We start from the raw sequence: 24,942 nt of genomic DNA, 5'->3' as shown, positions 1-24,942 counted from the left end.
GATTTCTCCCTTCGGTCGAAATGACAAAATCGTGGGAAAATTGGAATTTCAATTCAATCTAAAATCAACTATTTAAAATCTATAATAAAATGAAAACAACATATAAAAGCTTCTTAGCAATCACAGCAATAATTTTTACTTTTTTACTTTCAACAGTAAACGTAAATGCTCAAAAAACAACTTCACAAATTAAAAATGTCGTATTGGTTCACGGTGCATTTGCAGACGGTTCTGGATGGCAGGGTTTATACAAAGTTTTGACAAAAAAAGGCTATAATGTAACAATCGTTCAGAATCCGTTGAGTTCTTTGGAGGATGATGTTAATGCTACAAACTTAGCTTTAGACAAACAAGACGGACCGACAATTTTGGTGGGACATTCTTGGGGTGGTACTGTAATTACAGAAGCTGGAAATCACCCGAAAGTAGCGGCTTTGGTTTACGTGGCGGCTTTACAGCCTGATAATGGCGAAAACTCTGTTCAGTGGCTGCAAACTGCTCCTCCAGCTCCAGAAAATGGTGTATTGCCTCCAGATGAAAAAGGAATTGCGTATTATGACAAAGCTAAATTTCACGCGGGTTTTGCAGGTGATTTGAGCAAAGAACAAGCCGATTTTATGTATGCTTCACAAGGTGCTTTTCATGCACAAGGTTTTTTAACAAAAATAACTAATGCGGCTTGGAGAACTAAACCTTCTTACGGAATCGTAGCGACTGAAGATAAAAGTATTGTACCGAGCATTCAGCAAGCAATGTACAAACGTTCTAACACAAAAATTACTGAAATTAAAGGCAGTCATGTGGTGTTTATTTCGCAGCCAGAGAAAGTAGCGAATGTGATTATTGATGCATCATTTAAAAAATAAATTCCAATATTTTAAATTCCAAATTCCAATGGTTTTGGAGGAACTTTAAATAAAAAATTCCAAACTCCAAGTTACAGTATAGCTTGGAGTTTGGAATTTTTAGTATTAGAATTTTCAATATTTGGAATTTAACTTTTAGAAACAGCTTTGATAAAATAAGGCGAATCGTTCCAGCGGATTTTTTTATAATTAAAATCTTTTTTGAGTGATTCGGGAAGGCAGTTCCAGATGGCTTCGTTCATTTTCTCCAGCAGTAATTTCTTGGAGAAGGAATCGGAAACTACAAGGCTTATTTCTCTTACGGGAACGGGTTCTTTGAAAGGTTTAAAAAGTCCGCCTGATTCGTTTAAAGTAGAAAGTTTCGGAATAATCGCAAATCCTAAATGGGCACGAACTAGATTTTTTAAGGTTTCGATCGAATTGATGTCGTATGTAAATTGTTCCTTAATTTTATCAGATGTTTTTAGTCCGCAGATGTCTAGCAATTGTGCGTTGTAGCAATATTCATGATGCAATAATAACAATTCGGTTTTGTCGCCGAGCTGCATTTCGTAAAATTCATCATTCGCCATTGGATGCGTCTGATTTAAATACGCAACAAACGGTTCTTTAAAAACAACATGCTCAATTAAATTCGGATTTCCTGTTGGTGTCGCCATAATGGCAACGTCAATTGCTCCCGTTTCTAAATCGCGCATTAAATGCCCCGTATATCCTTCTTTTATAATAAAATGTACTTTGGGTGCTACTTCTTTCATTGCCTGAATAAACAGCGGAATCAGATAAGGCGATAAAGTGGAAATAATGCCCAGCTTCAACTCCCCTTCCAGCAGATTTTTTTCGTTGATCACAAAATCACGAATTTCATCGACCTCACGAAGTATCTTTTTTGCTTTATTGATAATTTCGATCCCCAAAACGGTGGGTGTCAACGGCACTTTATTTCGATCAAAAATCTTAATTCCGATTTCTTCTTCTAGATTTTTTAACTGAATCGTAAGTCCTGGCTGTGTTACCATACAAACTTCTGCAGCTCTTGCAAAATGCCGTTCTTCGTCTAAAGCGACTATATATTTTAACTGCTGAATGGTCATGTGTTATAGTTTCTAAGATACTGAGACGCTAAGGTACTAAGTTTTTATTTTTAATTTCTTTTGATTCTTTTTCCAAAGTTCCAAAAAACCTAAATTATTTAGAATTAAAATAATTATCCTCTTTTTCATAAAAAATAAAATCCAAATCATCCAACTTATCGTACATAATAAAGAACACCATAACGGAATGGAGTAAATGCAGATGGAGTAGTTTTTGGAGCATATTGTGTTTATCGTTCTATAATGATGTTTTTTCAAACAAACTTATTTGAAATAAAAAAAGCGATCTTAACGGATCGCTTTTATTTTTAGTATTTGAAGGCGAAAGGCTTTAAACTTTTATTTCATAATCAGAAGAAAAAGCTTAGAACCTTAGCATCTTAGGATAAAACCATCCCGCCATCCATAATAAAATCAGCGCCGGTAATAAAACCTGCATTTTCACTGCTCAAATGCGAAACCATTTTGGCCACATCTTCTGCCCTTCCCATTTGCTTGAGTGGCACTTTTTCTACTACAACATCCATAATTCCTTTTACGGTGTTTTCGTCAAGACCGACTTTGTTCATGACTTCGGTTTGAGTTGGTCCCGGACTTACCGAATTGACTCTGATTTTTCTTGGCGCTAATTCTAATGCTGCCGATTTCATTACCGAATTCAAAGCGGTTTTACTCGCCGAATAAACTGAAGATCCTGGACCTGGCATACTCGCAGTATTAGAAGAAAGAAATACCACCGAAGCGCCGTCTTTTAAAATTGGGATGAATTTGCTTAAAGTGAAAAAAGCTCCTCTTAAATTGACATTCATAATACTGTCAAATAATTCTTCTGTGGTTTGTTCGATCGTTCCCAAACCTGCGATTCCAGCATTGATAAACAAAATATCAACCAAACCAAAATCGGATTTTACCTGAGCAGCTAGATTTTCGATATCCGAAACACTCGATTGGTCTGCTGTGATTGCTGTAACTCCTAATTCTAAAGCTGCTTTTTCTATAGCTTCTTTTCTTCTTCCTGTAATAATTACATTAACGCCCTGCTCTTTTAATTGTTTAGCCGTTGCGTAACCTATTCCACTGTTACCGCCTGTTATCACTGCCACTTTATTTTTTAAATTGTCCATTTTTTATGTGTTTAAATTAATGAGACAAAGGTAAATTCAAAATGGTATAACTTTGTAACCAGTATCATGGAGTATACCAGAAGTACATTTTAACATTAAATCTGTACAGAAAAATACGTTTTAGTAAAAAATCTAATTTCCGTGTTAAATATTGAATCTATATTCTTCACTTTTTTGGTCAAAATTTTTCGATTTGTTTAGATTTTTAAACAAATTCTCTTAATTTATTTTTAAAACTTCATTAAATACGTGTTAAATCGTAATGAGAATTCATTGAAAATTCTTCAGAAAAAGGTATATTTGAGTAATACAGAAATTTATTATCGTGCAAGAAAAAACAAAATTACATAGTTTTATATTTCCAAAAACTCCTACTGGAGTCGATGGATTAGATGAGATTACAGATGGAGGATTTCCGCAAGGACGACCAACTTTAATCTGTGGCGGTGCGGGATGCGGCAAAACTTTATTGTCAATGCAGTTTCTTATAAAAGGAATTACAGAGCATAACGAACCAGGAGTTTTTATGTCTTTTGAAGAGCCTTCAGACGACTTAACGTTAAATGTTAAATCATTAGGCTTTGACCTTGAACAGCTTAAAAAAGATAAAATGCTTGTTGTAGATCATGTCCGCGTTGAAAGATCAGAAATTGAAGAAGCGGGCGAATATGATCTTGACGGCTTATTTATTCGTTTAGGACATGCTATCGATTCTATAAAAGCCACTCGTGTTGTATTGGATACAATCGAATCGCTTTTTGCTGGTCTAGACAATCAGGCCATTTTACGAGCGGAATTGCGAAGATTATTCCATTGGCTTAAAACCAAAGGGGTAACTGCGATTATTACAGGAGAACGCGGCGAAGCTACACTAACCCGTCAAGGTCTGGAAGAATACGTTTCGGACTGCGTAATTGTTCTCGATCATCGTGTAATTGAACAGGTTTCGACTAGAAGGCTTAGAATTGTAAAATACAGAGGTTCAACACATGGAACAAATGAGTATCCGTTTTTAATTGATGAAGACGGAATTTCAGTTCTTCCGATTACTTCTCTCAAATTGGATAACGAAGTTTCCTCAGATATTATTTCTACCGGTGTTCCTGGACTAAATGAAATGTTTCATGGCGGCGGTTTCTACAGAGGAAGTAATATTTTGGTTTCGGGAACGGCAGGAACGGCTAAAACGACAGTGGCCTGTTATTTTGCTAATGAACAATGCGAAAAGAACGAAAAAACGATTTACTTCGCCTTTGAAGAATCACCGCATCAATTGGTGCGCAACATGAAATCAATCGGAGTTAATCTGGAAAAACACATCACAAAAGGCATTTTGCAAATACATTCTTCGCGTCCGTCATTAAATGGTTTGGAACTTCATTTGCTTACGCTTAGAAAACTAATCAAAGAGTTTCAGCCTACTACAATTATTATTGACCCGATCAGCAATCTTATTTCGGTAGGAAGCGAACACGAAGTCCGCTCGATGCTCGTTCGGTTAATTGATATGCTGAAAGCGAATAATATTACCGCCATGTTTACGTCGCTCAACAAACAAACCGATAATTTTAGACCGGATCTGGCAGAAGAATCGGTTTCTTCATTGGTCGATACCTGGATTACAGTTCGCGATATGGAAGGTGTTGGCGAAAGAAATCGTGGTATTTTTATCATCAAAGCGCGCGGAATGGGGCATTCTAATCAAGTAAGAGAATTTGTCATAACGAGCAAGGGAATCGAATTACTAGATGTTGAATTAGGTCCGCAGGGAATTTTGACGGGAGCGGCAAGACAATCTTATCAATTCAAAAAAACCATGTCGGATATTAAGCTTCAAAACGAAATTAGCCGAAAAGACAGGGAAATTGAGCGTAAACGCAAAGTCCTTGAGGCAAATATTGAAGCATTGAGAACAGAATTTGAATCTGCTGAAGAAGAACTAAGTATCCTTAAAGCAACAGAAGAATTGCAGGAAAAAATGTCTTCTAAGAAAAAATAAATAAGATGAAAAAAGAAGTAGCCGAATGGCAATTATTGCTTTATATAGCAGGGCAAACGCCAAAATCGATCAAGGCGCTAGAAAACATAAAAAAGTATGCCGAGGAATATTTAAAAGGAAAATACAGCATCGAAATTATCGATTTGCTCAAGAATCCGCAATTGGCAGAAGGCGATCAGATTTTGGCCGTACCTACTTTGGTGCGTAAATTTCCCGAGCCTATTCGTAAAATTATTGGTGACCTTTCTAATGAAGAAAGAGTGCTTGTAGGACTTAACATCAAACCTATAAACTCTTAATCATGGAAGATTCATCTGATGGCACTAGTACAACCAAACATAAGTTCATGCTTTTTGTTTCAGGTATGTCTGTTAAATCAGGACATGCAATCGAAAATATACGCAAAATCTGCGACACCTATCTCACCAACAATTATGAATTAGAAATTGTTGATATCAGCCGTGATAAAGAACAGGCTGTGATTCATCAAATTGTAGCAATTCCTACCTTGATCAAAACACATCCAGAACCTAAAAGAATTATTTTAGGAGATTTATCAGATAAAGAAAAAGTATTATACATACTTAATATAAGCGAATAGTTTGAAGGAAAATAAAAAAAATATAGCCGCATTATTAGCAGAAATTGAATCATTGAAAGAAGAACTTTATGAATCAAATAGTATTGTCAATGCTATAAAACAAGGAGATGTAGATGCGCTTGTGGTAAGCAATAATGGAGTTCCCGAACTATATTCTCTAGAAACCGCCGATTACACTTATCGTCTTCTTATAGAGAAATTTGGTCAGGGCGCGCTGAGTATTTCAAGAAAAGGACTTATACTCTACTGCAATGAACATTTTTCTAAACTGGTTGGCATTACTTCAGAAAAAATAACGGGAACGTACATTTATGAATATTTTACCAACCAAACGCAGTTTATTTCTCTTATAGAAGCACTGAGATATGGAATTACTAAACATGAAATACTTTTAAAATCGGAGAATGAAAAAAAGACTTTTCCTGCTTATATCGCTTTAACTGATCTGGAACCCGCTGTAGAGGCGATTGGGGTTGTGATTACCGATTTGACTGAAAAGAAAAAGCATGAAGAAGCCTTAATTCGCCATCAGAAAGAATTAGAAGAAAAAATAAACGAACTGAATAAAATCAATCGTAATCTAGAGGAATTTATTCATGTGATCTCACACGATTTAAAAGAACCCCTGCGGAAAATTGTCATGAATACCAGCAGAATTGATGGAAGCTATTTTAAAGAAGCCGATACAAAAGCGGTAAATGTCATGAAACTATCGGCCTTAAGATTAAATTCGCTTGTAGATGATTTAGTGCAGTATTCTTCGCATACCGCGCAGGAAGAACGAACAGAAATAGATTTAAGAACCATAATTTCGGAAGTTATTGAGGATTTTGAAATTATAATTTCTGATAAAAAAGCCATTATCAAAACAGGAAAAGTTCCCACTATCAAAGCTTCTCGCGTGCAGATGAGACAGCTTTTCTCTAATCTTATTTCAAACGCCATTAAATATAGCAAAACAGATACTACTCCTATAATTGAAATTTCGCAAGAAGAAAATTTAGATACTGAAATACCAAATCAAAATGCTAAATTTGTAAAGGTTCAGATAAAAGATAACGGCATTGGAATGGAAGAAAGCCATTTGCTTAAAATATTTATCATTTTTCAACGCCTACATGCCAGAAATGAATATTCAGGAAACGGTATTGGTCTTGCGATCTGTAAAAAAATAATGGAAAACCATTCTGGAAATATTACCGTTGAAAGCACATTGAACAAAGGAACAGTATTTAACCTTTACTTCCCCATCTTATAAAATGCCGGAAAAATATAATTTACATATCGTAATTGCTGAAGATGACATAGATGATGCAGATGTCATTACAGAAACTTTTACCAATAATCCAAATTTTAGCAAAGTTAGTCTTGTTGCCAATGGCGAAGAATTGCTTAATTATCTAAAAAACGATTCGAACGAAAATCCCGATGTTATACTTACCGATATCAATATGCCTATTATTGACGGTATTGAAGCTTTGCAAGAAATCTTTAGTAATGATGAATTAAAAAATATTCCGTGTTTTGTTTATTCCACAAGCATTAATCCTTCTTATAAAGAAAAATGCGATGATATGGGCGTAAAAGCCTACTTAATTAAACCCTATTCTTTTGAAGCTTTCGCTGAAATTCCGAAAACTATTTTGAGCATTATTGAAGCTTAAATTTCGTTTAATTTTAAACTTTTTTTTTCATTTTTTTAGAATTATGGTATAACTTTGTAACCAGTTAATTTCTAAACTAATGTTGCTTTGTTATGGAAAGAAATCAGAAAGAAGAAGTACAAGCGCTTCAAGACACTTTGCATGTTTTGGGCGGTAAATGGCGTCTGCCCATTATAAACTCCATCTGCAACGGAAATCATCGTTTCAGGGAAATTGAACGCAGTATTCCAGGAATTACGACACGCATGCTTTCTAGAGAACTCAAAGAAATGGAGATCAATATGCTGATCAAAAGAACCGAAGACCGTGATGCCGAAATTCAGGTTAAATATGAATCTACGCCGTATTGCAAATCATTTGGGCCGGTAATCGAAGAAATGATCAAATGGGGAAAATCGCATCGAAAGGAAATTATTCGAAACTCTTAAATAAACTAGTAATTTCATTTCCAGTAAAATGCACTTTTTGAGTCAAAACACGCTCAAATAAACTTAAAAAGTACTTAAAAATGTAGTTTTTCATCATTTTTAGTTATAAAAGTTCTATCTTACAAAAAACGCAAAAGCCGATTCTGTTGGCCCTATCGGCAGTATAAATTTTAAAAACTACAAAAAAATGAAACAATTATTACAGTGGACCATCATTATTCCAATCCTTTCGTGGGCTCTTTTATTTAGCGGACTGATAGCCGACAGCAGTTTATTTCAGATTATTGCTAGTTTATTGCTTATTCTTAGCGTAATGTCTGCCGTTCATCACTCCGAAATCATTGCAGAGCGCGTGGGAGAACCTTACGGAACCATAATTTTGGCTATTTCTATTACTGTAATTGAAGTTTCTATAATTGTTTCCTTAATGCTTTCTGAAGGTTCTGAAGCCACTTCTCTGGCCAGAGACACCGTTTATGCCGCCACCATGCTTATCCTGAACGGTATAATTGGATTGTGCCTTCTTATTGGAAGCATCAAACATTACGAACAAAATTTCTCTACTTCTTCGGTAACAATTGGTTTGGTTTCGCTTATTTCGATTATTGTATTCACTTTAGTGTTTCCTACGTTTACAGAAAGTGTTCACGGTTCGTATTACTCAACGCCTCAGCTCATTTTTGCTTCCATTGCCTGTCTGGTTATTTATAGTTCTTTTTTGTTCGCACAAACCAAAGGTTATCGCCAATATTTTCTAACCAACACTACGAATGAGGACGAATCTAAAACACATCCAATCGAAATTAATAATAAAACATTCTATACGAGTCTTGTTTTTCTATTGGTGAGTTTAGGAATTGTGGTTTTATTGGCCAAAACGCTGTCGCCAACTATTGAAACGATTATTATTGGCTATAATCTTCCGAAATCTCTTGTAGGAGTTATTATTGCCATTATCATTTTACTGCCAGAAGCCATTGCAGCAATTATTGCAGCTCGAAAAAATAGATTACAAACGAGTTTAAATTTGGCTTTAGGTTCTGCTCTTGCCAGTATCGGATTAACGATTCCAAGTGTGGCGGCGGTTTGCATTGTTATGAATATGCCAATCGTTTTAGGACTTGATATTAAATCTATTGTACTGCTGGCTTTATCTGTTTTTACAGTAATGCTTTCTTTAAGTAAAGGAAAATCTAATATCGTTTATGGTGTTGTGCTTTTAGTAAATTTATTTGCTTTTATGTTTTTGATGATTTATCCTTAAAAGTCCTTTTAAACACATAGAGATATAGATTTTTTTATTTTAAAAGAACCACGAAAGAAACTAATTTCTAAAACATAGCTTAAAAAAATGTCAATCCAAAACTCCATCCTATCCATCCCAGAATGTCTTTGCTATTATTGTTAATTACACTATAACGTTTGGTACGATCTTGAACAAATGTCGAAGTGTTTGCGTTGCCATTTTTATCTTGTTTTTCAGACCAATACAAATTAAAAGAAGGTCCTGCAGATATCGCTACGCCTTTACATAATTGAAAAGAAAAAGAAGAATCGAATTTAGATAAGGAATTATAAATGTCCCAATTTCCTAAATAAAGATACTGCGTGCTAAATTCAGGATTAAAAGTAAAACGTTTCCCTAACGGAATGTTCTTTCCTAGTCCAATTCCGAAAGAAAATAGTTTTTCTTCATCGTTTCGATCGCTTCTTCCTGCCATCAAAATGGTATACATTTTATGATCTCCTGTTTTTACAGAAAGGTTTATATCTGAGATTTCGTTGGTTGTCATACTGATCTTCTTGTAACCGCCTTTTTTAAAGTTTAACAAACCAAAACTATAACCAGACGGCGAATCGGTAATGTTTACTAATCCAAACTGGACTCCGTTTAATTCTTTAGCATAATTAAAAAGTCCCGTAATTTGAGCGCCACGCACTGTGTCTCTTCCAATATTGTAAATTCCAGAAAACTGCAATCCGTTCTGAGAACCCTTTACCGTATTGCCGATTCCTGCAATTTGAAGCCCTTTAGAATCTTTATATACATTGTTATATATACCGCCCATTTGCAAACCAACTTGCGAACCTTTTACACTATTATGAATACCGCTTACCTGCAATCCTCTTAAATTGCCAAAAACATTATTATAGATTCCGGCTAACTGAACTCCGTTTACAGAACCTCCAACAGTATTGAATATTCCTGCCATTTGAAGCGCATCAACATTCATACGATTGATGTTGTAAAGTCCGGCCATTTCTAATCCACGAACTCCAGCATTATAACCTCCCAATATGTTTAGCGAAAAATTATTGACAATTTGAGTATTCAGCATTCCTCGAGTGCTGATACTCGGAATTAAAGAAGCCTGTAAGGGAACCTTAGAAATAAATCCTCCCAAATTGAGCGCTTGTATCTTTTGTTTAGAAGAAATAAAGAAACGGCCAATTCCTGATCTTTCAATTTCAGTGAAATCTCCATCAATATAATCTGTTTTATTTTTTTTGTCTCCCATCTGAATTTTAATTTCAGAAAGAAATACCATCGTTACCGTTTTATAATTCTCCTTAACCGCTGTAAGCTCTATAGCTTGAGGCGCATTTTTTAATCGAAGCTCAAAAAAACCATCTTTATTGGTTAATGTAGACAATAGTGCATTCTTCTCTAATACACTCACATTTTCAATACGATTATTAGTTTGTGTATCTACAATATAACCGATTACAATTTGCTGTCCGTCACTCATAACAGTGTTTTTTTCTAACACAAGAGCCAATTCTAAAGGAGCATAACGAACAATAATATATCCTGGCGATTCTTTATATTCATATTTGGCACCTAGCAACTGATCTAAAACTCCTTTTATGGTATTATTATCGGCATGAATGCTAACGACGCTATCTTTCACAGCTAATTTGCCATAATAAGCAAACCTAAAATTTCCTTTTTCTTCCATTAAATCCAAAACATTCCCTAATGGTTTTTGGTCTGCGTGAACGGAGATTTCGTTTTCTAATAGTGATTGTGCATTTACTTTAAAAAAGACACTAGAAATAAGCATCAATAAAGTGGTTGCAAAAATAAACTTTGTATTACTTGGCATATAAAAGGGAATTACTCTAGTATAATTTGATTATTGGTGTGCTCGATTTTTATCATTACTCGTTATTAAAATTAAAACTTTAACAAACTAAAGATTGCATTTCCAAAATTACCTCAAATACTATATTTTCAATAAACATTTTTCTATTTTTTCACTCTTTATTCTCACAAATAGTATATTACTGTCAATATAACTCGTCCGCAATTGGCACTACCAGTATTACAACGTTTTAGTAGTGTAAAGGGTTAGAAACAATTATAATAAGCGTAATTTTTACACATAAAAAGTATCACAATAAAGACCAAAACTGAACTATTTTACCCCTTATTTTTCAGCATTTTTCTCTAACTTAGCGCTCTACATTTTGAAATGTAAGATTAAAATAACCATTGTTTTGCAGCAAAACATTGAATGAAAAAGAATTACCATACTTTCTCTTACTTTTTGCTGTCAAAACATTTCTTCTAATAATTTAGTTAATTGAAAACTATGAGCAAATTTGATTTTGGAATTGTAGGACTCGGTGTAATGGGCCGTAACTTACTTTTAAATATCGCCAGCCATAACTTTGCGGCTGCAGGTTTAGACTTAGACACTGAAAAAGTCAATTCTCTTCAACAAGAAGCCGATGCCGACCACACTATTGAAGCGACGACAGATGTAAAACATTTTGTAGAGCTTATTCAGCAGCCCAGAGCAATTATGTTATTGGTTCCTGCTGGAAAACCTGTTGACAGCGCTATCGCTAGTTTATTGCCACACTTAGACAAAGGAGACATCATTATTGACGGTGGAAACACTTATTTTACAGATACAGACAGAAGATTCATTGAATTGTCTGAAAAAGGAATCCACTTCTTCGGAATGGGAATTTCGGGCGGAGAAAAAGGCGCGCGTTTCGGTCCTGCTATGATGCCAGGTGGAGATCAGAAAGCATACGAAAGATTGCGTCCTATTTTTGAGGCAATTGCAGCAAAAGTGGATGGAGAACCTTGCGTTGAATATTTAGGAAATGGTTCTGCTGGAAACTACGTAAAAATGGTTCACAACGGAATTGAATACGGAATCATGCAGTTGATTTCTGAGATTTATGACTTAATGAAAAGAGGTTATAACTTAGATGATGAAACGATTCAGAAAACTTTTGCTGAATGGAATCAGACGGATGATTTAAGATCTTATTTGATTGAAATTACTGGAAACATCTTAAAACAAAAGGATGAAGACGGAACACAATTAATCAACAAAATCTCCGATTGGGCAAGATCTAAAGGAACAGGAAAATGGACTTCGCAAAATGCAATGGACCTACAAGTTCCAGTTCCGACAATCGACGCAGCGGTTAACATGCGTGATATGTCTAAAACAAAACCAGAAAGAATTGAAGCGGCTAAAAAATTAGTTTGGAACGCCGATGGAACGAATGTTCCTCAAAGCGAAGCAATTGCGGCTTTAAAATCGGCTTTGTATTTTTCTATCGTGGTGACTTACGCTCAAGGTTTAGCACAGCTTCACACGGCTTCTAAAGAATACAACTACGGATTAAATCTGGAAACGGTTGCTAAAATCTGGCGAGGCGGATGTATCATTCGTGCTACCATTTTAGAGGATTTCAGAAAAGCATACGTAGCAAAATCAGATTTGCCAAATTTACTTTTGGATGGCGGAATTGCTTCAAAATTAGTAGAAAACCAAGCAGGAATGAGAGCTGTGATACAGTTTGCAGTTCAAAAAGGATTGCCTGTTTCAGGATTAATGAACTCATTAGCTTATTTTGATGCTTATAGATCTGCTAATCTTCCAACTAATTTAATTCAGGCACAGCGTGATTATTTTGGAGCGCATACTTACGAGCGTATCGACAAAGAAGGCGTTTTCCATACACAATGGGCTGAATAAACAATTAAAGCAACACAACTACACACAATGACTAAAAATAAACTAAAGAACCCAACCATCATTGTTATTTTTGGCGGAACTGGAGATCTAGCAAAGAGAAAACTCTTCCCCGCTTTCCAAAATCTGTACCTTGACGGACGTATGTCTGAAAAGTTTCAGATTATTGCTCTTGGAAGAGCTGAAAAAACCAATGAAGATTTTCGCGCTTATGTAGCAGAAAATTTAAATCTATTCTCAAGAAGAAAAGGAATTGATGATCCAGAAACAGAAAAATTTCTTTCGCACATCTCTTACCACAGTCTTGATATCGACAAAGAAGAATCGTACATTGGATTAAACGAAAAAATAAACAATTTTGACCTTGCTTTTGGCGAACGTTCTAATCGTCTTTTCTATCTTTCGATTACGCCTTCTTTCATTTCAACGATTTCAAGCAATATAAAGAAAATCGGACTTGCTGCAAATCCGAAACAAGATCGTATTATTATCGAAAAACCTTTTGGTTACGATAAAGCTTCTGCAATCGAGTTGAATGAAATGCTTTCGCAGACTTTCAAAGAAGAGCAGATTTACAGAATCGATCACTATTTAGGAAAAGAAACTGTTCAAAATATTTTGGCTTTCCGTTTTGGAAACTCAATGTTTGAGCCTTTATGGAGCCGTAATTTTATTGATTTCGTGCAAATTACCGTTGCTGAAGAGGTCGGCGTTGAAGAACGAGGCGGTTTCTATGAAGGTGTCGGAGCATTGAAAGACATGATTCAGAACCATTTGTTCCAGATTTTATGTATGACGGCTATGGAAGCGCCTGCTTCTTTAAATGCTGACGACATTCGTAATCGAAAAGCAGATGTTTTAAAGTCTATTCGCCGTATTAAACCAGAAGAAGTTGATCATTATATCGTAAGAGGCCAGTATGATACTGGAGAAATAAAAGGAGTTCCCGTTCCAGGTTATCGTCAAGATAAAGGCATTGCGCCAGATTCTAATACAGAAACTTATGTAGCAATGAAAATCTATTTGGATAACTGGAGATGGCAGGGAATTCCGTTCTACTTGCGTTCAGGAAAAAGAATGGAAGAAAAACAATCTTCGATCATTATTCAATTCAAACCAGTGCCACATTCTTCATTCTCATATGGAAAAGAAGGCATGACACCAAACAGATTGATTATCAACATTCAGCCTTCAATGGACATTAAACTGCAGTTTATGACCAAGAAACCTGGCTTATCCATGTCCTTAAGACCTGCAGAAATGGTTTTTGATTATTTTTCTTGTTCTACAATGTCACCAGAAGCTTATGAAACCTTAATTGCAGATGCATTATTGGGAGATCCTACATTATTTATGCGTTGGGATCAGGTGGAAGAAGCTTGGGATGCAATTGAAACGATTCAGCAAGTTTGGAAAACAACGCCTCCAAAGAATTTCCCAAATTATAAAGCAGGAAGCTGGGGACCTGAAGAAGCTGATGAATTGCTAGCACGTCAAGGCCACAAATGGATTCCGAATACACAAACAAAAGAAGAAGTTTTAAATGATACAGATATATAATAATACAGAAGAAATTAACACTACAGCTGCAGACCTTTTTGTGGAATCTGCGCAAAAAGCAATTGCTGCAAAAGGCAAGTTTACAGCTGTACTTACAGGAGGTTCTTCTCCTGCTGGAATTTACAAATTGTTAGCTTCTGATGCTTATAAAAACAAAATAGACTGGAGCAAAGTTTATATTTTTTGGGGTGATGAAAGATGGGTTCCGCTTAATGATGATTTGAGTAATGCAAAAATGTCTTATTCAACGTTATTGAGCCACGTTCCTATTCCGCAAGAAAACATTTTTGAAATGTATAAAGACGGCGTTACGCCAGAGGATTACGCTGCCGAATACGAAAAGTCTATCAGAACTGTTTTAGGCGAAGAAGGTAAATTTGACCTGATTTTGTTAGGTATGGGAGATGACGGTCACACCGCTTCTCTTTTCCCAGGTGAAGCCGTTTTAGAAGAGCAAACCAAATGGGTTGACGCTTATTATTTAGCTCCTCAAAAAATGTATCGCATCACGCTTACAGCTCCGTTAATTAATAAAGCGGAAAAAATTGTGGTGGTGGCTTTTGGAGAAAAGAAAATCAACGCTTTGAAAGAAGTGACAACTGGAGAATACAATCCAACATTATACCCAATGCAATTGATTAAACCGGTTTCTGGTGAATTATTGTTTTTAGTAGACAAAGTTGCTGCGGGAACAAACTAAGAAATTGTTTTTACATTATAGAATTAAGGTTTATGCTTTTCAGTATAAACCTTTTTTATTGTCTTTATTTTTTTCTCTCGCAGATTTAGCAGATCTGGCAGATTAAATTTTAAAAAATATCTGCTGAATCTGCGAAATCTGCGGGAGGACTTTTTTTGTCAAAGCAATTCATATAAAAACATAAAAAACTAAAAACCAATTATTTAAACAAAAGATATTCGTTTTTTATTTAATTTTGTTTAATACTCTCCGATTCAATTTATTGGCTATTCTCTCCTGGCAGACTTATATACTGATTATATAATTTCAAATCTTTTTTTGCAATGAAATATAATTACTTCCTAATTGCTGTTTTCCTTCTTTTTGTTTCCTGTAAAGAAAAAAACACAGAACCTAAATCTGTTAAAGTGAGCGCTACACAAGGCTGCTACATTCCGAAAACGAATGACAAAGATTGGTATACGCAAAACAAAAAAGCACCAAAGTTTAAAGGACTTGAAGGCATTTCGTTTAAAATTTCCACTAACAATCCAGAAGCGCAGGAATATTTCAATCAAGGAATGATGCTCGCATACGGATTTAATCATGCCGAAGCCGCAAGATCATTTTACGAAGCTTCGCGTTTAGATCCGAATTGCGCAATGGCGTATTGGGGTTTTGCGTATGTTTTAGGTCCGAATTACAATGCGGGAATGGAAGAAGATAATTTTCAGCGTGCTTATGATGCTGTTCAAAAAGCTAAAAAACTTTCTGCGAAATGCACTCCAAAAGAAATTGCTATGATTAATGCGCTGTCTGTACGTTACGCTAAAAACCCTCCTGAGGACAGAAAACCATTAGATACCGCTTATGCCGCTGCAATGAAAAAGGTTTATCTTAAATTTTCATCCGATCCAGATGTTGGAGCACTTTATGCCGAATCTCTAATGAATTTGCATCCGTGGGATTTATACGAAAAAGAGACCTACGTTCCCAAAAAATGGACACCGCAAATATTGACTGTTTTAAACGAATTGATTAAAAAAAATCCGGAACATCCTGGTGCGCATCATTTTTTAGTTCATGCCGTTGAAGCATCTTCTCATCCAGAAAACGGACTCAAAAGTGCCAAATTACTAGAAACTTTAGTTCCCGGTTCTGGGCATTTGGTTCATATGCCTTCTCATATTTACATTCGTACAGGAGATTATCACGAAGGCACGCTTTCCAACATTGAAGCTATTAAAATTGATAGCCTTTACTCGACTGCTTGTAATGCGCAAGGTGCTTATCCACTTGCCTATTATCCGCACAATTATCATTTTTTAACGGCAACTGCAGCTTTAGAAGGAAAATCGCAATTGGCTTGGAAATCTTCCTTGATATTGCAGAAACATATGTCTCCTACAATTATGCGTGAAGCTGGCTGGGGAACTTTACAGCATTATTACAGTATTCCGTATTACATAGCTGTAAAATTTTCGATGTGGGAAAAGATTATGGAAATTCCACAACCCGAAAAAGATCTCATTTATCCAACTGCAATCTGGCATTACGCAAAAGGAATGGCATATCTTGGGAAAAATGATATTGCGAATGCTGAAAAACAGCTTACTTCTCTTAATGAATTAGCAAAAGACAAAACCTTAAAAGATGTTACCATTTGGAATATCAATACAACGTACGATTTGGTTCAGATTGCCAATAACGTTCTTTCAGCAGGAGTTGAAGCAAAAAAGAATAATTTAGATAAAGCAATTGTCTTTTTGAATAAAGCTATAGAAATAGAAGACCGTTTAAATTACAACGAACCGCCAGATTGGTTTTTCTCCGTAAGACACTATTTAGGCTCTGTTTTGCTTAAAGCTGGAAAATATGCCGAAGCGGAAAAAATCTACAGACAAGATTTGCAAACACTTCCAAAAAACGGCTTCGCCTTAATCGGACTTTATAATTCTCTAACACTACAGAAAAAAGAAAAAGAAGCTTTAAAAATTAAGAGCTCTTTTGATCATGCTTGGCAATATGCTGATTTTGAGATTAAGGCTTCTTCTAGTATTGTCGAGTGATTTTTAGCTTTTAATGTTTTTTTAAAACACCAATTCTAATATTAAAATTACCACTAGAACAACAACACCTAAAACAATAAATGATATAGAAGTCCAATATAACTTCAAATTGCTATAATCTTTGTAATAGTCCAAAAGATTGTCTCTTTTTATTCCAGCTTCTGGTTTTCCATTATTTTTATATTTCTTTATATAAATGAAAGAACCAATTGCAATCATAATTAAAAGAACAAATACTAATTCTACCATTTTTTTTCAATAAAAATAGCTTAATAACCAATACAAAAAAGTTCTATAGTTTAAATAAACCGCTGATTGTCCTGAAAAGCTTTAAATAATTCACGTGGTATTCTTTTTATTATGGGAAACAAAGTTTGTCTCCTTATAATCTTATAACACAAATAAAAAGAAGTTTACTATTTTACTAAATTTTTAAATCTAATCGATACTAACTTATTAATAAGGAAGGCAGTAAAAAATTAAAACCTTAAAAACTAACTTTAAATATTATCAAATTTTTAAATCTAACGGTTTTTAGAAAAATTTTAAGAAACCTTCCTTTTCAAATTACTATATTTGGCGCACTTTAAACAAATATACTCCCTGTTTTTAAGGAACATTATATAATCTGTTGTACTGTAAATGAAACCTACCAAGTTCATATATGTCGTTTTACTATCGCTGCTTTCTTTTTTTAGAGGCACCGAGACGTATTCGCCAATTTATAGTTCTAGCAGCTGTATTACTCTGGATAGTGTTGCGGCAGACGATACCCAAATTTTTTCTTCTGACTTTTCTTCTTCTAAAAACCTAGAAGTTCATTATAAGCTCAAAAAGAAAATGAAATGCCGAGCGACTACTTTAGAACAAAGTACGATCAAAGCTCCCTATTTCAGTAATTTAGTCAACTTCAAAGTCTACAAAGAGACTTTAATCTATGGTATAGCTTCAATATACCACATCGAAAGACATCCTCACTTACATTTGTACCAGCTTTTCTAGGCTGCAAAATTTCGTCGTTTTTATATTCTAGAATTCTGGAAAAATACCTCATTTACATATATGATTGAGCAGGTATTGCTATAAAAACATCTCCCTAAACGGTACTTTTTCCCAAAGGAAAGCTTCCGTAAACATTATTTATTTCATAAAATCCAAATTCATACTCCCGATATTTAGTATCAAGGGAGCACATCTATTTATTTCAAAAATTTACACCTAATGATGAGCATTTATAAAAATCCATTTCTTTTATGCACCTTGGCTTTATTCGTTTTAGTCTCGTGCGGAGATAAATCAAAAAAAGATTCAAACAACATTAAAACGTTTCCTGTTTATAAGGTTACTGTAAAAGACACCATAGTTTCGAGCAAATTTGTTGCCGATGTACATGCTAAAAATAATGTAGAAATTCACGTTCGTATTCCTGGTTTATTAGACAAGGTATATGTTAGCGAAGGACAAAAAGTAAAAAAAGGGCAAATCCTTTTTAAAATAAGCGATGTTGAACTTCAGATTCAGCTTTTAAAAGCCGAAGCGGTTTACAAAAGTTCAAAAGCCGATTTAAGAATTGCAACTGTGGAACTAGAACAAGCACAAACCCTTTTCAATAAAAAAGTAATTGCAGACAAAGAATTAGAATTATCTAAAGCAAAATATGAAGCCGCTTCCGCGAAAGTAGCGCACGCCGTTGCAGAAAAGAAAGCAATTGACCAGCAAATTAGCTTCACCACTATCCGCGCACCATTTGACGGAACAGTTGACCGTATTCCGTTTAAAGAAGGAAGTTTAGTAGAAAACGGTTCCTTATTGACAACTGTTTCTCAATTAGACGATGTTTACGCGTATTTCTCAATTCCTGAGAACACCTATTTCCAAATGATGGAAGACAAAACTTTAAACACGCAAGGTGATATCAAATTGGTGTTGCCAAACGGAATGGTTTACGGTCAGAAAGGAGAATTAAGAACCGCCGATGGAGAAATCGACAGACAAACCGGTTCTATTCAATACAAAGCAAAATTTCACAATCCGCAAGGATTTATCAAACATGGAACTTCTGGAAAACTGATTATTTCAGAACCCAAAACCAATGCGATTTTAATTCCGCAGAAAGCTGTTTTTTCTATTCAGGACAAACAATACGTTTTCCGCGTGAACAAAGATGGAGTAGTTAAAATGACAAATGTTACAATTGAAACCACTCTAGATGATGTTTATATCTTGAACGACGGTCTAAAAAGCGACGACCTGATTGTACAAGAAGGTACACAATCATTGAGAGACGGCGATAAAATCAACATGAAACAAATGTAGGTTATCGACCTGTAAAACAGTTATTTAATTATTTATCTAAAAAATTTAAAATGATAGAGTTATTTATCAGAAGGAAAATATTGTCATTAATCATCTCGGTTATGATAGTCCTTCTGGGATTGCTGGCGTTGTTTCAGCTTCCCATTACCCAATTCCCAGACATTGTACCACCGTCTGTAACCGTTACAGCAAAATATACAGGAGCAAACGCAGAGGTTTCGGCCAATGCCGTTGCCCTTCCGTTAGAGAGAGCCATAAATGGAGTTCCAGGAATGACCTATATGTCAACCGTAACTTCCAATGACGGTTTGACTTTAATCCAAGTTTTCTTTGAAGTAGGAACCGATCCCGATCTGGCTGCAGTAAACGTGCAGAACAGGGTTACGACGATTCTGGACGAACTTCCAGAAGAGGTAATTCGTGCTGGTGTTACGACCGAAAAAGAGGTAAACAGTATGCTGATGTACTTGAATATTACGAGTACCGACAAAACTCAGGATGAGCAGTTTATCTTCAACTTTACCGATATTAATATCCTTCAGGAATTAAAGCGTATTGATGGTGTCGGACGTGCCGAAATCATGGGTCAGAAAGAATATTCGATGCGTGTTTGGCTGGATCCAGAAAAGATGCTTTCGTATAATATTTCGGCAAATGAAGTTATCAATTCACTTCAAAAACAAAACATTTCTGCTGCACCTGGTAAAGTAGGTGAAGGTTCGGGACAAATGAACAATCAATTGCAATATGTAATTAAATATGGCGGAAAGTTCTTTGAACCAAAACAATATGAGGAAATTCCGTTACGAGCCAATTCAGACGGAACTATTTTAAGATTGAAAGACATTTCGAAAATCGAATTTGGTGCGATGAGCTACGGAATGGTTTCTAAAACCGACGGAAAACCTTCGGCATCCATCATGCTAAAACAACGTCCAGGTTCTAACGCTTCTGAGGTAATTGCAAGCGTAAAAGAAAAAATGGCCGAATTGAAAGCCTCTTCTTTTCCTCCAGGAATGGAATTTAACATTGCGTATGACGTTTCGCGTTTCCTTGACGCTTCTATTCACGAGGTTTTAAGAACTTTGGTTGAAGCCTTTATTTTGGTGGCATTCGTCGTTTTCCTTTTCCTTCAGGATTGGAGATCGACTCTGATTCCTGTATTGGCAGTTCCTGTCGCGCTTATCGGTTCGTTTACCTTTATGTCGATGATGGGATTCTCAATTAACTTATTAACGCTTTTTGCTTTAGTACTTTCAATCGGAATTGTGGTCGATAACGCAATTGTCGTCGTCGAAGCCGTTCACGTAAAAATCTCCGAAGAACATATGTCGCCAATGGAAGCTACCATTAGCGCGATGAAAGAAATTACTGGAGCCGTTATTGCGATTACGATTGTAATGGCTGCGGTGTTTATTCCGGTTGCCTTCTTGAGTGGTCCTGTCGGGGTTTTCTATAGGCAGTTCTCTTTAACAATGGCGATTAGTATTGTCATTTCTGGAATCAACGCCCTTACCCTTACTCCTGCTCTTTGCGCTATTATGTTGAAAGCACATGATCCTAACAAAGAGAAAAAATCATTAATGGACCGATTCTTCCATAGATTCAACAATTGGTTTGATAGCATTACTTCAAAATACATCAAAGTATTGGTAAAATTTGCTGATCGCAGCACTGTTACCATTGGGTTATTGGTATTGTTTTGTATTTTAACATGGGGTACAACCAAGTTTTTGGCGTCAGGATTTATCCCGACTGAAGATCAGGGAATGGTTTATGTAAGTGTTACAACACCACAGGGAGCAACAGTAGAACGTACTGAAAAAGCTTTGGATGAAGTAACTAAAATTGCTCAAGGCATTAAAGGTGTAGACAACGTAACGATTCTTGCAGGATACAGTATTGTGACTGAAATTGCTGGAGCTTCTTACGGAATGGGAATGATCAACTTGAAAGATTGGAGCGAACGTGATATTTCGGTTACCGAATTTATGGCAGAACTTACAGAAAAAACCAAAAACATTACCGACGCACAAATCGAGATTTTTGCACCGCCAACCGTCCCTGGATTTGGTAACACGAGTGGTTTTGAACTTCGTTTGCTGGATAAATCTGGCGGAAGCATCACCAATACCGATAAAGTAACCAAAGAATTTATTAAAGAATTAAATGCTTCGCCAGAAATTCAGAACTCTTTCTCGAGTTTTGATGCTACTTTCCCGCAGTACTTAATTCATATTGATTATGATTTAGCTGCTAAAAAAGGAATTTCGGTAGACAATGCCATGTCGACTTTACAAACCATGTTAGGTTCGTTTTATGCTACCAATTTTATCCGTTTCTCACAAATGTATAAAGTAATGGTTCAGGCAAGTCCACAATTCCGTCAAAATCCAGAAAGTATTTTGGATATGTATTTGAAGAATGAGGCTGGCGAAATGGTTCCGTTCTCTACTTTCATCAAATTAGAAAGAGTGTATGGTCCTGAAGTTTTAACGCGTTACAACATGTACATGTCGGCTATGATTAACGGTGAACCTGCTGAAGGTTACAGCTCTGGAGATGCCATTGCTGCTGTTGAAAAAATTGCTGCTGAAAAGCTCCCAAGCCGATTTGAATTGGAATGGTCAGGTATGACACGTGAAGAAATTCTATCAGGAAACCAAACCATTTACATTTTTGCGCTTTGTATACTATTTGTATACTTGTTGCTTGCGGCACAATACGAAAGTTTATTGCTTCCGTTCCCAGTATTGTTAAGTCTTCCTGTTGGAGTTTTTGGCTCTTACATTGCACTTGTAATGGTCGGACTCGATAATAATATTTATGCCCAAGTAGCACTCGTCATGCTGATTGGTCTGCTCGCCAAGAATGCTATTCTGATTGTAGAGTTTGCGATGGCACAGAACAAACTCGGGCGCGATATTGTCGAAGCGGCAATTGAAGGAGCCAGACTTCGTTTTAGACCGATTTTGATGACTTCTTTTGCTTTTATTTCAGGATTAATTCCGTTATGTATCGCTTCTGGTGCGGGTGCAATTGGTAACCGTTCGATTGGTACAGCCGCAGCGGGCGGAATGTTAATTGGGACTGTATTTGGTCTTTTAATTATTCCAGGGCTTTACATCCTGTTTGCAAAATTGGAAAAACGAATGAGCAAATCTTAATGCATAATTTTTAAACACATAGATTCATTCCCGATCGCTATCGGAATTAAAAAATTATAGAGATGTTTCACTTTATTTAAATAATCCCGTCTCGGGATTGGAACTATGTGATAGTATAAAATTTAGCCAAAAAGATTGAACAAATAAATTTAAACAATGAAAGAGATATTAAATCAATATAAAAATGGGGATGTGCAGTTTCTAAGGACAACCAAAAGTGCCGTTGTAATAACTGGAATTTTACTTTTGACCGCTTGTTCTGCACCAAAAGTCAGCAATAAACTAGACGCTGCGAAACTGCCTGAGAATTTTGATGCACAAAGAAAAGAAGCCCCAACAGAGAATTTTATTCCGTTAAAAACAGAAACGTTTTTTAAAGACCCTAAATTAGAGGAATTACTAAAAAAAGCCGTTACCAAAAATCCTGATTATTTAATCATGCAGGAAAGAATTTTAATTGCCAATTCGCATTTAAAAGTAGCAAAACTGGCACTTCTTCCCTCTTTAGATCTTGTAGCAGATGCTTCTGGAACACATTACGGAAAATATACAATGGACGGCGTTGGTAACTTTGATACCAATTTTTCTCAAAATATTTCCGAAAAACAAAGAATCAACGAAGATCTTACCCCTAACCTATTTTTAGGAGCCAAAGTTTCTTGGGAAGCTGATATCTGGGGAAAATTAAGCAATCGAAAAAAAGCGGCTCAGCAGCGATTTTTTGCCTCTCAGCAAGGAATGCGTTTGTTGCAAACACGCCTTTTAGGAGATGTTGCCGACTTATACTTCAAATTGATCGCTTTAGACAAACAAGCAGCGATTTACGATAACAACTTGAAAACGCAGGAAAAAGCGCTTGATATCGTTTCAGCACAAAGATCGGTTGGAAAAGCGACAGAATTGGCTGTACAGCAGTTTAATGCACAAAACAATAACATTCACGCCGAAGCGTCAGAATTAAAATTAAGCATTGATCAAACCGAAAAAGCGCTATTAACGCTTTTAGGCGAATATGGCGGAAAAATTGAAAGAAGCAGCGATTTCTTATCTGGGCATTTGGAGGTTTTAAACCAAAAAATAAGCGTGGATTCTATCATTCACAAAAGACCAGATGTATCTGAGGCTTACTTCGAATTATTAGCAAGTAATGCAGATGCCAAATCGGCTCGTGCTGCTTTTTTCCCAACTGTAAATCTGGGCGGGTATGCAGGTTTCAATTCGTTTTCGTTCAATACCTTTTTTGATGCTGGCTCTTTCGCTTGGCAGATATTGGGCGGATTAACAGCTCCTGTTTTCAACAAAGGGCAGATTAAACAGGAATTTTATGTTTCGAACAGAAGACAGGAAATTTCATTTCTGCAATATCAAAATACAGTTACGACAGCTTTCAACGAGTTAAGTGCTCTATTGCATAGAAATCAAGCTTATGAAGATGTTTTAAAATATAAATTAAACGAAATTGATCATCTTGAAATTGCTGTAAATGTATCAAACGATTTGTATTTGAGCGGTTATGCCAATTATCTGGAAATCATCAATGCACAAAAAAATAAATTGCAGGCCGAATTGGACTTTGTCGATATCCAACTTCGAAATGCAAACTCACAAGTATTGCTTTATAAGGCTTTAGGCGGAGGAATAAATTAGTTTATATGTTGGTCAAAAATGGCTTCTGTTTATAATAGCTCATCGCAGAGGTTATTTTTAAGTCCCGTTTCTATTTTGAAACGGGATTTTTTTATTAAAATATCTTTCGTTTCCCGTTTACTTTTTACCTTTATTCTCAAATTCTAAAATTCCATTAATGGATATCTCCAAAATTCTTGATCGCATACACCAACTTCCCGCGCAGTCTAAACTGGCTCTGCAAAATAATGTTACAGAAATAGCATTTTCTAAAGGACATATTTTGCTAAAAGCCAACAAAGTAGAATCCAATATTTATTTTATAAAGAAAGGATTAGTAAGAGCTTATGTAGAAAGGGATAATGAAGTTACTTTCTGGTTTGGAAAAGAAGGCGAAACTGTGCTTTCGATGAAAAGTTATGTTGAAGAGCAGCCTGGATATGAGACTATCGAACTTTTGGAAGACTGCGAATTGTATGAGCTAAAAACCGAAAATCTTAGAAAACTCTTTAACGAAGATGTTCACATAGCCAATTGGGGACGAAAATTTGCTGAAAAAGAATTGATCAAAACCGAAGAACGCTTGATTTCTAAGCAATTTAAAAATGCTTCTGAACGCTATTTGGAATTAATGAAAGATCATCCTGAATTATTGCAAAGAGTGCAATTAGGTCATATTGCTTCCTATTTAGGAATTACACAAGTAAGTTTAAGCAGAATACGTGCAGAATTAAAATAACTTCATT

The 24,942-nt window shown here is 35.7% G+C and carries 21 protein-coding genes; 17 read left to right on the top strand and 4 right to left on the bottom strand.

What is annotated here, in order from left to right:
* The first annotated feature begins 89 nt into the window (after positions 1 to 89).
* On the top strand, positions 90 to 866 hold the full coding sequence (locus M0M44_RS16100; protein ID WP_248726582.1) for an alpha/beta hydrolase: 777 nt from the start codon (positions 90 to 92) through the stop codon (positions 864 to 866).
* A 128-nt stretch (positions 867 to 994) separates the two neighbouring features.
* Here M0M44_RS16100 and M0M44_RS16095 read toward each other — a convergent pair whose 3' ends face one another.
* Positions 995 to 1,960: a hydrogen peroxide-inducible genes activator gene (locus tag M0M44_RS16095; protein ID WP_248726581.1), complete on the bottom strand. Its 966-nt coding sequence runs from the start codon at positions 1,958 to 1,960 to the stop codon at positions 995 to 997.
* Positions 1,961 to 2,340: 380 nt separating this feature from the next.
* Positions 2,341 to 3,084, bottom strand: coding sequence for an SDR family oxidoreductase (locus M0M44_RS16090; protein ID WP_248726580.1), 744 nt, complete (start codon positions 3,082 to 3,084; stop codon positions 2,341 to 2,343).
* Positions 3,085 to 3,409: 325 nt separating this feature from the next.
* Here M0M44_RS16090 and kaiC point away from each other — a divergent pair, with 325 nt between their 5' ends.
* The 7 genes from kaiC to M0M44_RS16055 all read left to right on the top strand — a co-directional run bounded on the left by kaiC (position 3,410) and on the right by M0M44_RS16055 (position 9,040).
* On the top strand, positions 3,410 to 5,083 hold the full coding sequence (kaiC, locus tag M0M44_RS16085) for a circadian clock protein KaiC (protein WP_248726579.1): 1,674 nt from the start codon (positions 3,410 to 3,412) through the stop codon (positions 5,081 to 5,083).
* A gap of 5 nt (positions 5,084 to 5,088) precedes the next feature.
* Positions 5,089 to 5,382: a circadian clock KaiB family protein gene (locus tag M0M44_RS16080; RefSeq protein WP_248726578.1), complete on the top strand. Its 294-nt coding sequence runs from the start codon at positions 5,089 to 5,091 to the stop codon at positions 5,380 to 5,382.
* A gap of 2 nt (positions 5,383 to 5,384) precedes the next feature.
* Positions 5,385 to 5,684 (top strand): circadian clock KaiB family protein, encoded by a 300-nt coding sequence (locus M0M44_RS16075; RefSeq protein WP_248726577.1) that lies wholly within the window; start codon positions 5,385 to 5,387, stop codon positions 5,682 to 5,684.
* 1 nt (position 5,685) lies between these two features.
* Entirely contained in the window at positions 5,686 to 6,942 is a 1,257-nt protein-coding gene (locus M0M44_RS16070; RefSeq protein ID WP_248726576.1) for a sensor histidine kinase, read from the top strand.
* Between the two features lies 1 nt (position 6,943).
* On the top strand, positions 6,944 to 7,348 hold the full coding sequence (locus M0M44_RS16065) for a response regulator (protein WP_248726575.1): 405 nt from the start codon (positions 6,944 to 6,946) through the stop codon (positions 7,346 to 7,348).
* Between the two features lie 92 nt (positions 7,349 to 7,440).
* Positions 7,441 to 7,776 (top strand): winged helix-turn-helix transcriptional regulator, encoded by a 336-nt coding sequence (locus M0M44_RS16060; RefSeq protein WP_248726574.1) that lies wholly within the window; start codon positions 7,441 to 7,443, stop codon positions 7,774 to 7,776.
* A 187-nt stretch (positions 7,777 to 7,963) separates the two neighbouring features.
* Positions 7,964 to 9,040 carry a calcium:cation antiporter gene (locus tag M0M44_RS16055; protein WP_248726573.1) on the top strand — a complete coding sequence of 359 codons (1,077 nt, stop codon included), beginning with the start codon at positions 7,964 to 7,966 and terminating at the stop codon, positions 9,038 to 9,040.
* A 79-nt stretch (positions 9,041 to 9,119) separates the two neighbouring features.
* Here M0M44_RS16055 and M0M44_RS16050 read toward each other — a convergent pair whose 3' ends face one another.
* Positions 9,120 to 10,883, bottom strand: coding sequence for a carboxypeptidase-like regulatory domain-containing protein (locus M0M44_RS16050; protein WP_248726572.1), 1,764 nt, complete (start codon positions 10,881 to 10,883; stop codon positions 9,120 to 9,122).
* 489 nt (positions 10,884 to 11,372) lie between these two features.
* Here M0M44_RS16050 and gndA point away from each other — a divergent pair, with 489 nt between their 5' ends.
* From gndA to M0M44_RS16030, 4 genes are all read left to right on the top strand, one after another.
* Positions 11,373 to 12,782 (top strand): NADP-dependent phosphogluconate dehydrogenase, encoded by a 1,410-nt coding sequence (gene gndA, locus M0M44_RS16045; RefSeq protein ID WP_248726571.1) that lies wholly within the window; start codon positions 11,373 to 11,375, stop codon positions 12,780 to 12,782.
* 27 nt (positions 12,783 to 12,809) lie between these two features.
* Positions 12,810 to 14,339 carry a glucose-6-phosphate dehydrogenase gene (gene zwf / locus M0M44_RS16040; protein WP_248726570.1) on the top strand — a complete coding sequence of 510 codons (1,530 nt, stop codon included), beginning with the start codon at positions 12,810 to 12,812 and terminating at the stop codon, positions 14,337 to 14,339.
* Positions 14,323 to 15,039, top strand: coding sequence for a 6-phosphogluconolactonase (pgl, locus tag M0M44_RS16035; RefSeq protein ID WP_248726569.1), 717 nt, complete (start codon positions 14,323 to 14,325; stop codon positions 15,037 to 15,039). The genes zwf and pgl overlap by 17 nt, the downstream gene beginning before the upstream one ends.
* 323 nt (positions 15,040 to 15,362) lie before the next feature.
* On the top strand, positions 15,363 to 17,087 hold the full coding sequence (locus M0M44_RS16030; protein ID WP_248726568.1) for a tetratricopeptide repeat protein: 1,725 nt from the start codon (positions 15,363 to 15,365) through the stop codon (positions 17,085 to 17,087).
* A 21-nt stretch (positions 17,088 to 17,108) separates the two neighbouring features.
* Here the strand turns inward: M0M44_RS16030 and M0M44_RS16025 are convergent, their stop codons facing one another.
* A complete protein-coding gene (locus M0M44_RS16025; protein WP_248726567.1) occupies positions 17,109 to 17,336 on the bottom strand; it encodes a hypothetical protein in 228 nt (75 codons plus the stop codon).
* 393 nt (positions 17,337 to 17,729) lie between these two features.
* On the opposite strand from M0M44_RS16025, the gene M0M44_RS16020 reads away from it, so the two are divergent.
* The 5 genes from M0M44_RS16020 to M0M44_RS16000 all read left to right on the top strand — a co-directional run bounded on the left by M0M44_RS16020 (position 17,730) and on the right by M0M44_RS16000 (position 24,935).
* Entirely contained in the window at positions 17,730 to 18,089 is a 360-nt protein-coding gene (locus tag M0M44_RS16020) for a hypothetical protein (protein WP_248726566.1), read from the top strand.
* 219 nt (positions 18,090 to 18,308) lie between these two features.
* Positions 18,309 to 19,403, top strand: coding sequence for an efflux RND transporter periplasmic adaptor subunit (locus M0M44_RS16015; protein ID WP_248726565.1), 1,095 nt, complete (start codon positions 18,309 to 18,311; stop codon positions 19,401 to 19,403).
* 50 nt (positions 19,404 to 19,453) lie between these two features.
* Positions 19,454 to 22,570 (top strand): efflux RND transporter permease subunit, encoded by a 3,117-nt coding sequence (locus M0M44_RS16010; protein WP_248726564.1) that lies wholly within the window; start codon positions 19,454 to 19,456, stop codon positions 22,568 to 22,570.
* 156 nt (positions 22,571 to 22,726) lie between these two features.
* Positions 22,727 to 24,217, top strand: a complete 1,491-nt coding sequence (locus tag M0M44_RS16005; RefSeq protein WP_248726563.1) for a TolC family protein — start codon at positions 22,727 to 22,729, stop codon at positions 24,215 to 24,217.
* A gap of 157 nt (positions 24,218 to 24,374) precedes the next feature.
* Positions 24,375 to 24,935 (top strand): Crp/Fnr family transcriptional regulator, encoded by a 561-nt coding sequence (locus tag M0M44_RS16000; RefSeq protein WP_248726562.1) that lies wholly within the window; start codon positions 24,375 to 24,377, stop codon positions 24,933 to 24,935.
* Positions 24,936 to 24,942 lie beyond the last annotated feature (7 nt).

The sequence above is a fragment of the Flavobacterium humidisoli genome, assembly GCF_023272795.1.
In the GTDB taxonomy this organism is placed as follows: Bacteria; Bacteroidota; Bacteroidia; order Flavobacteriales; family Flavobacteriaceae; genus Flavobacterium; species Flavobacterium humidisoli.
Note: the sequence above shows the minus strand (reverse complement) of the source record. Positions and strands in the feature narration are given on the sequence as shown.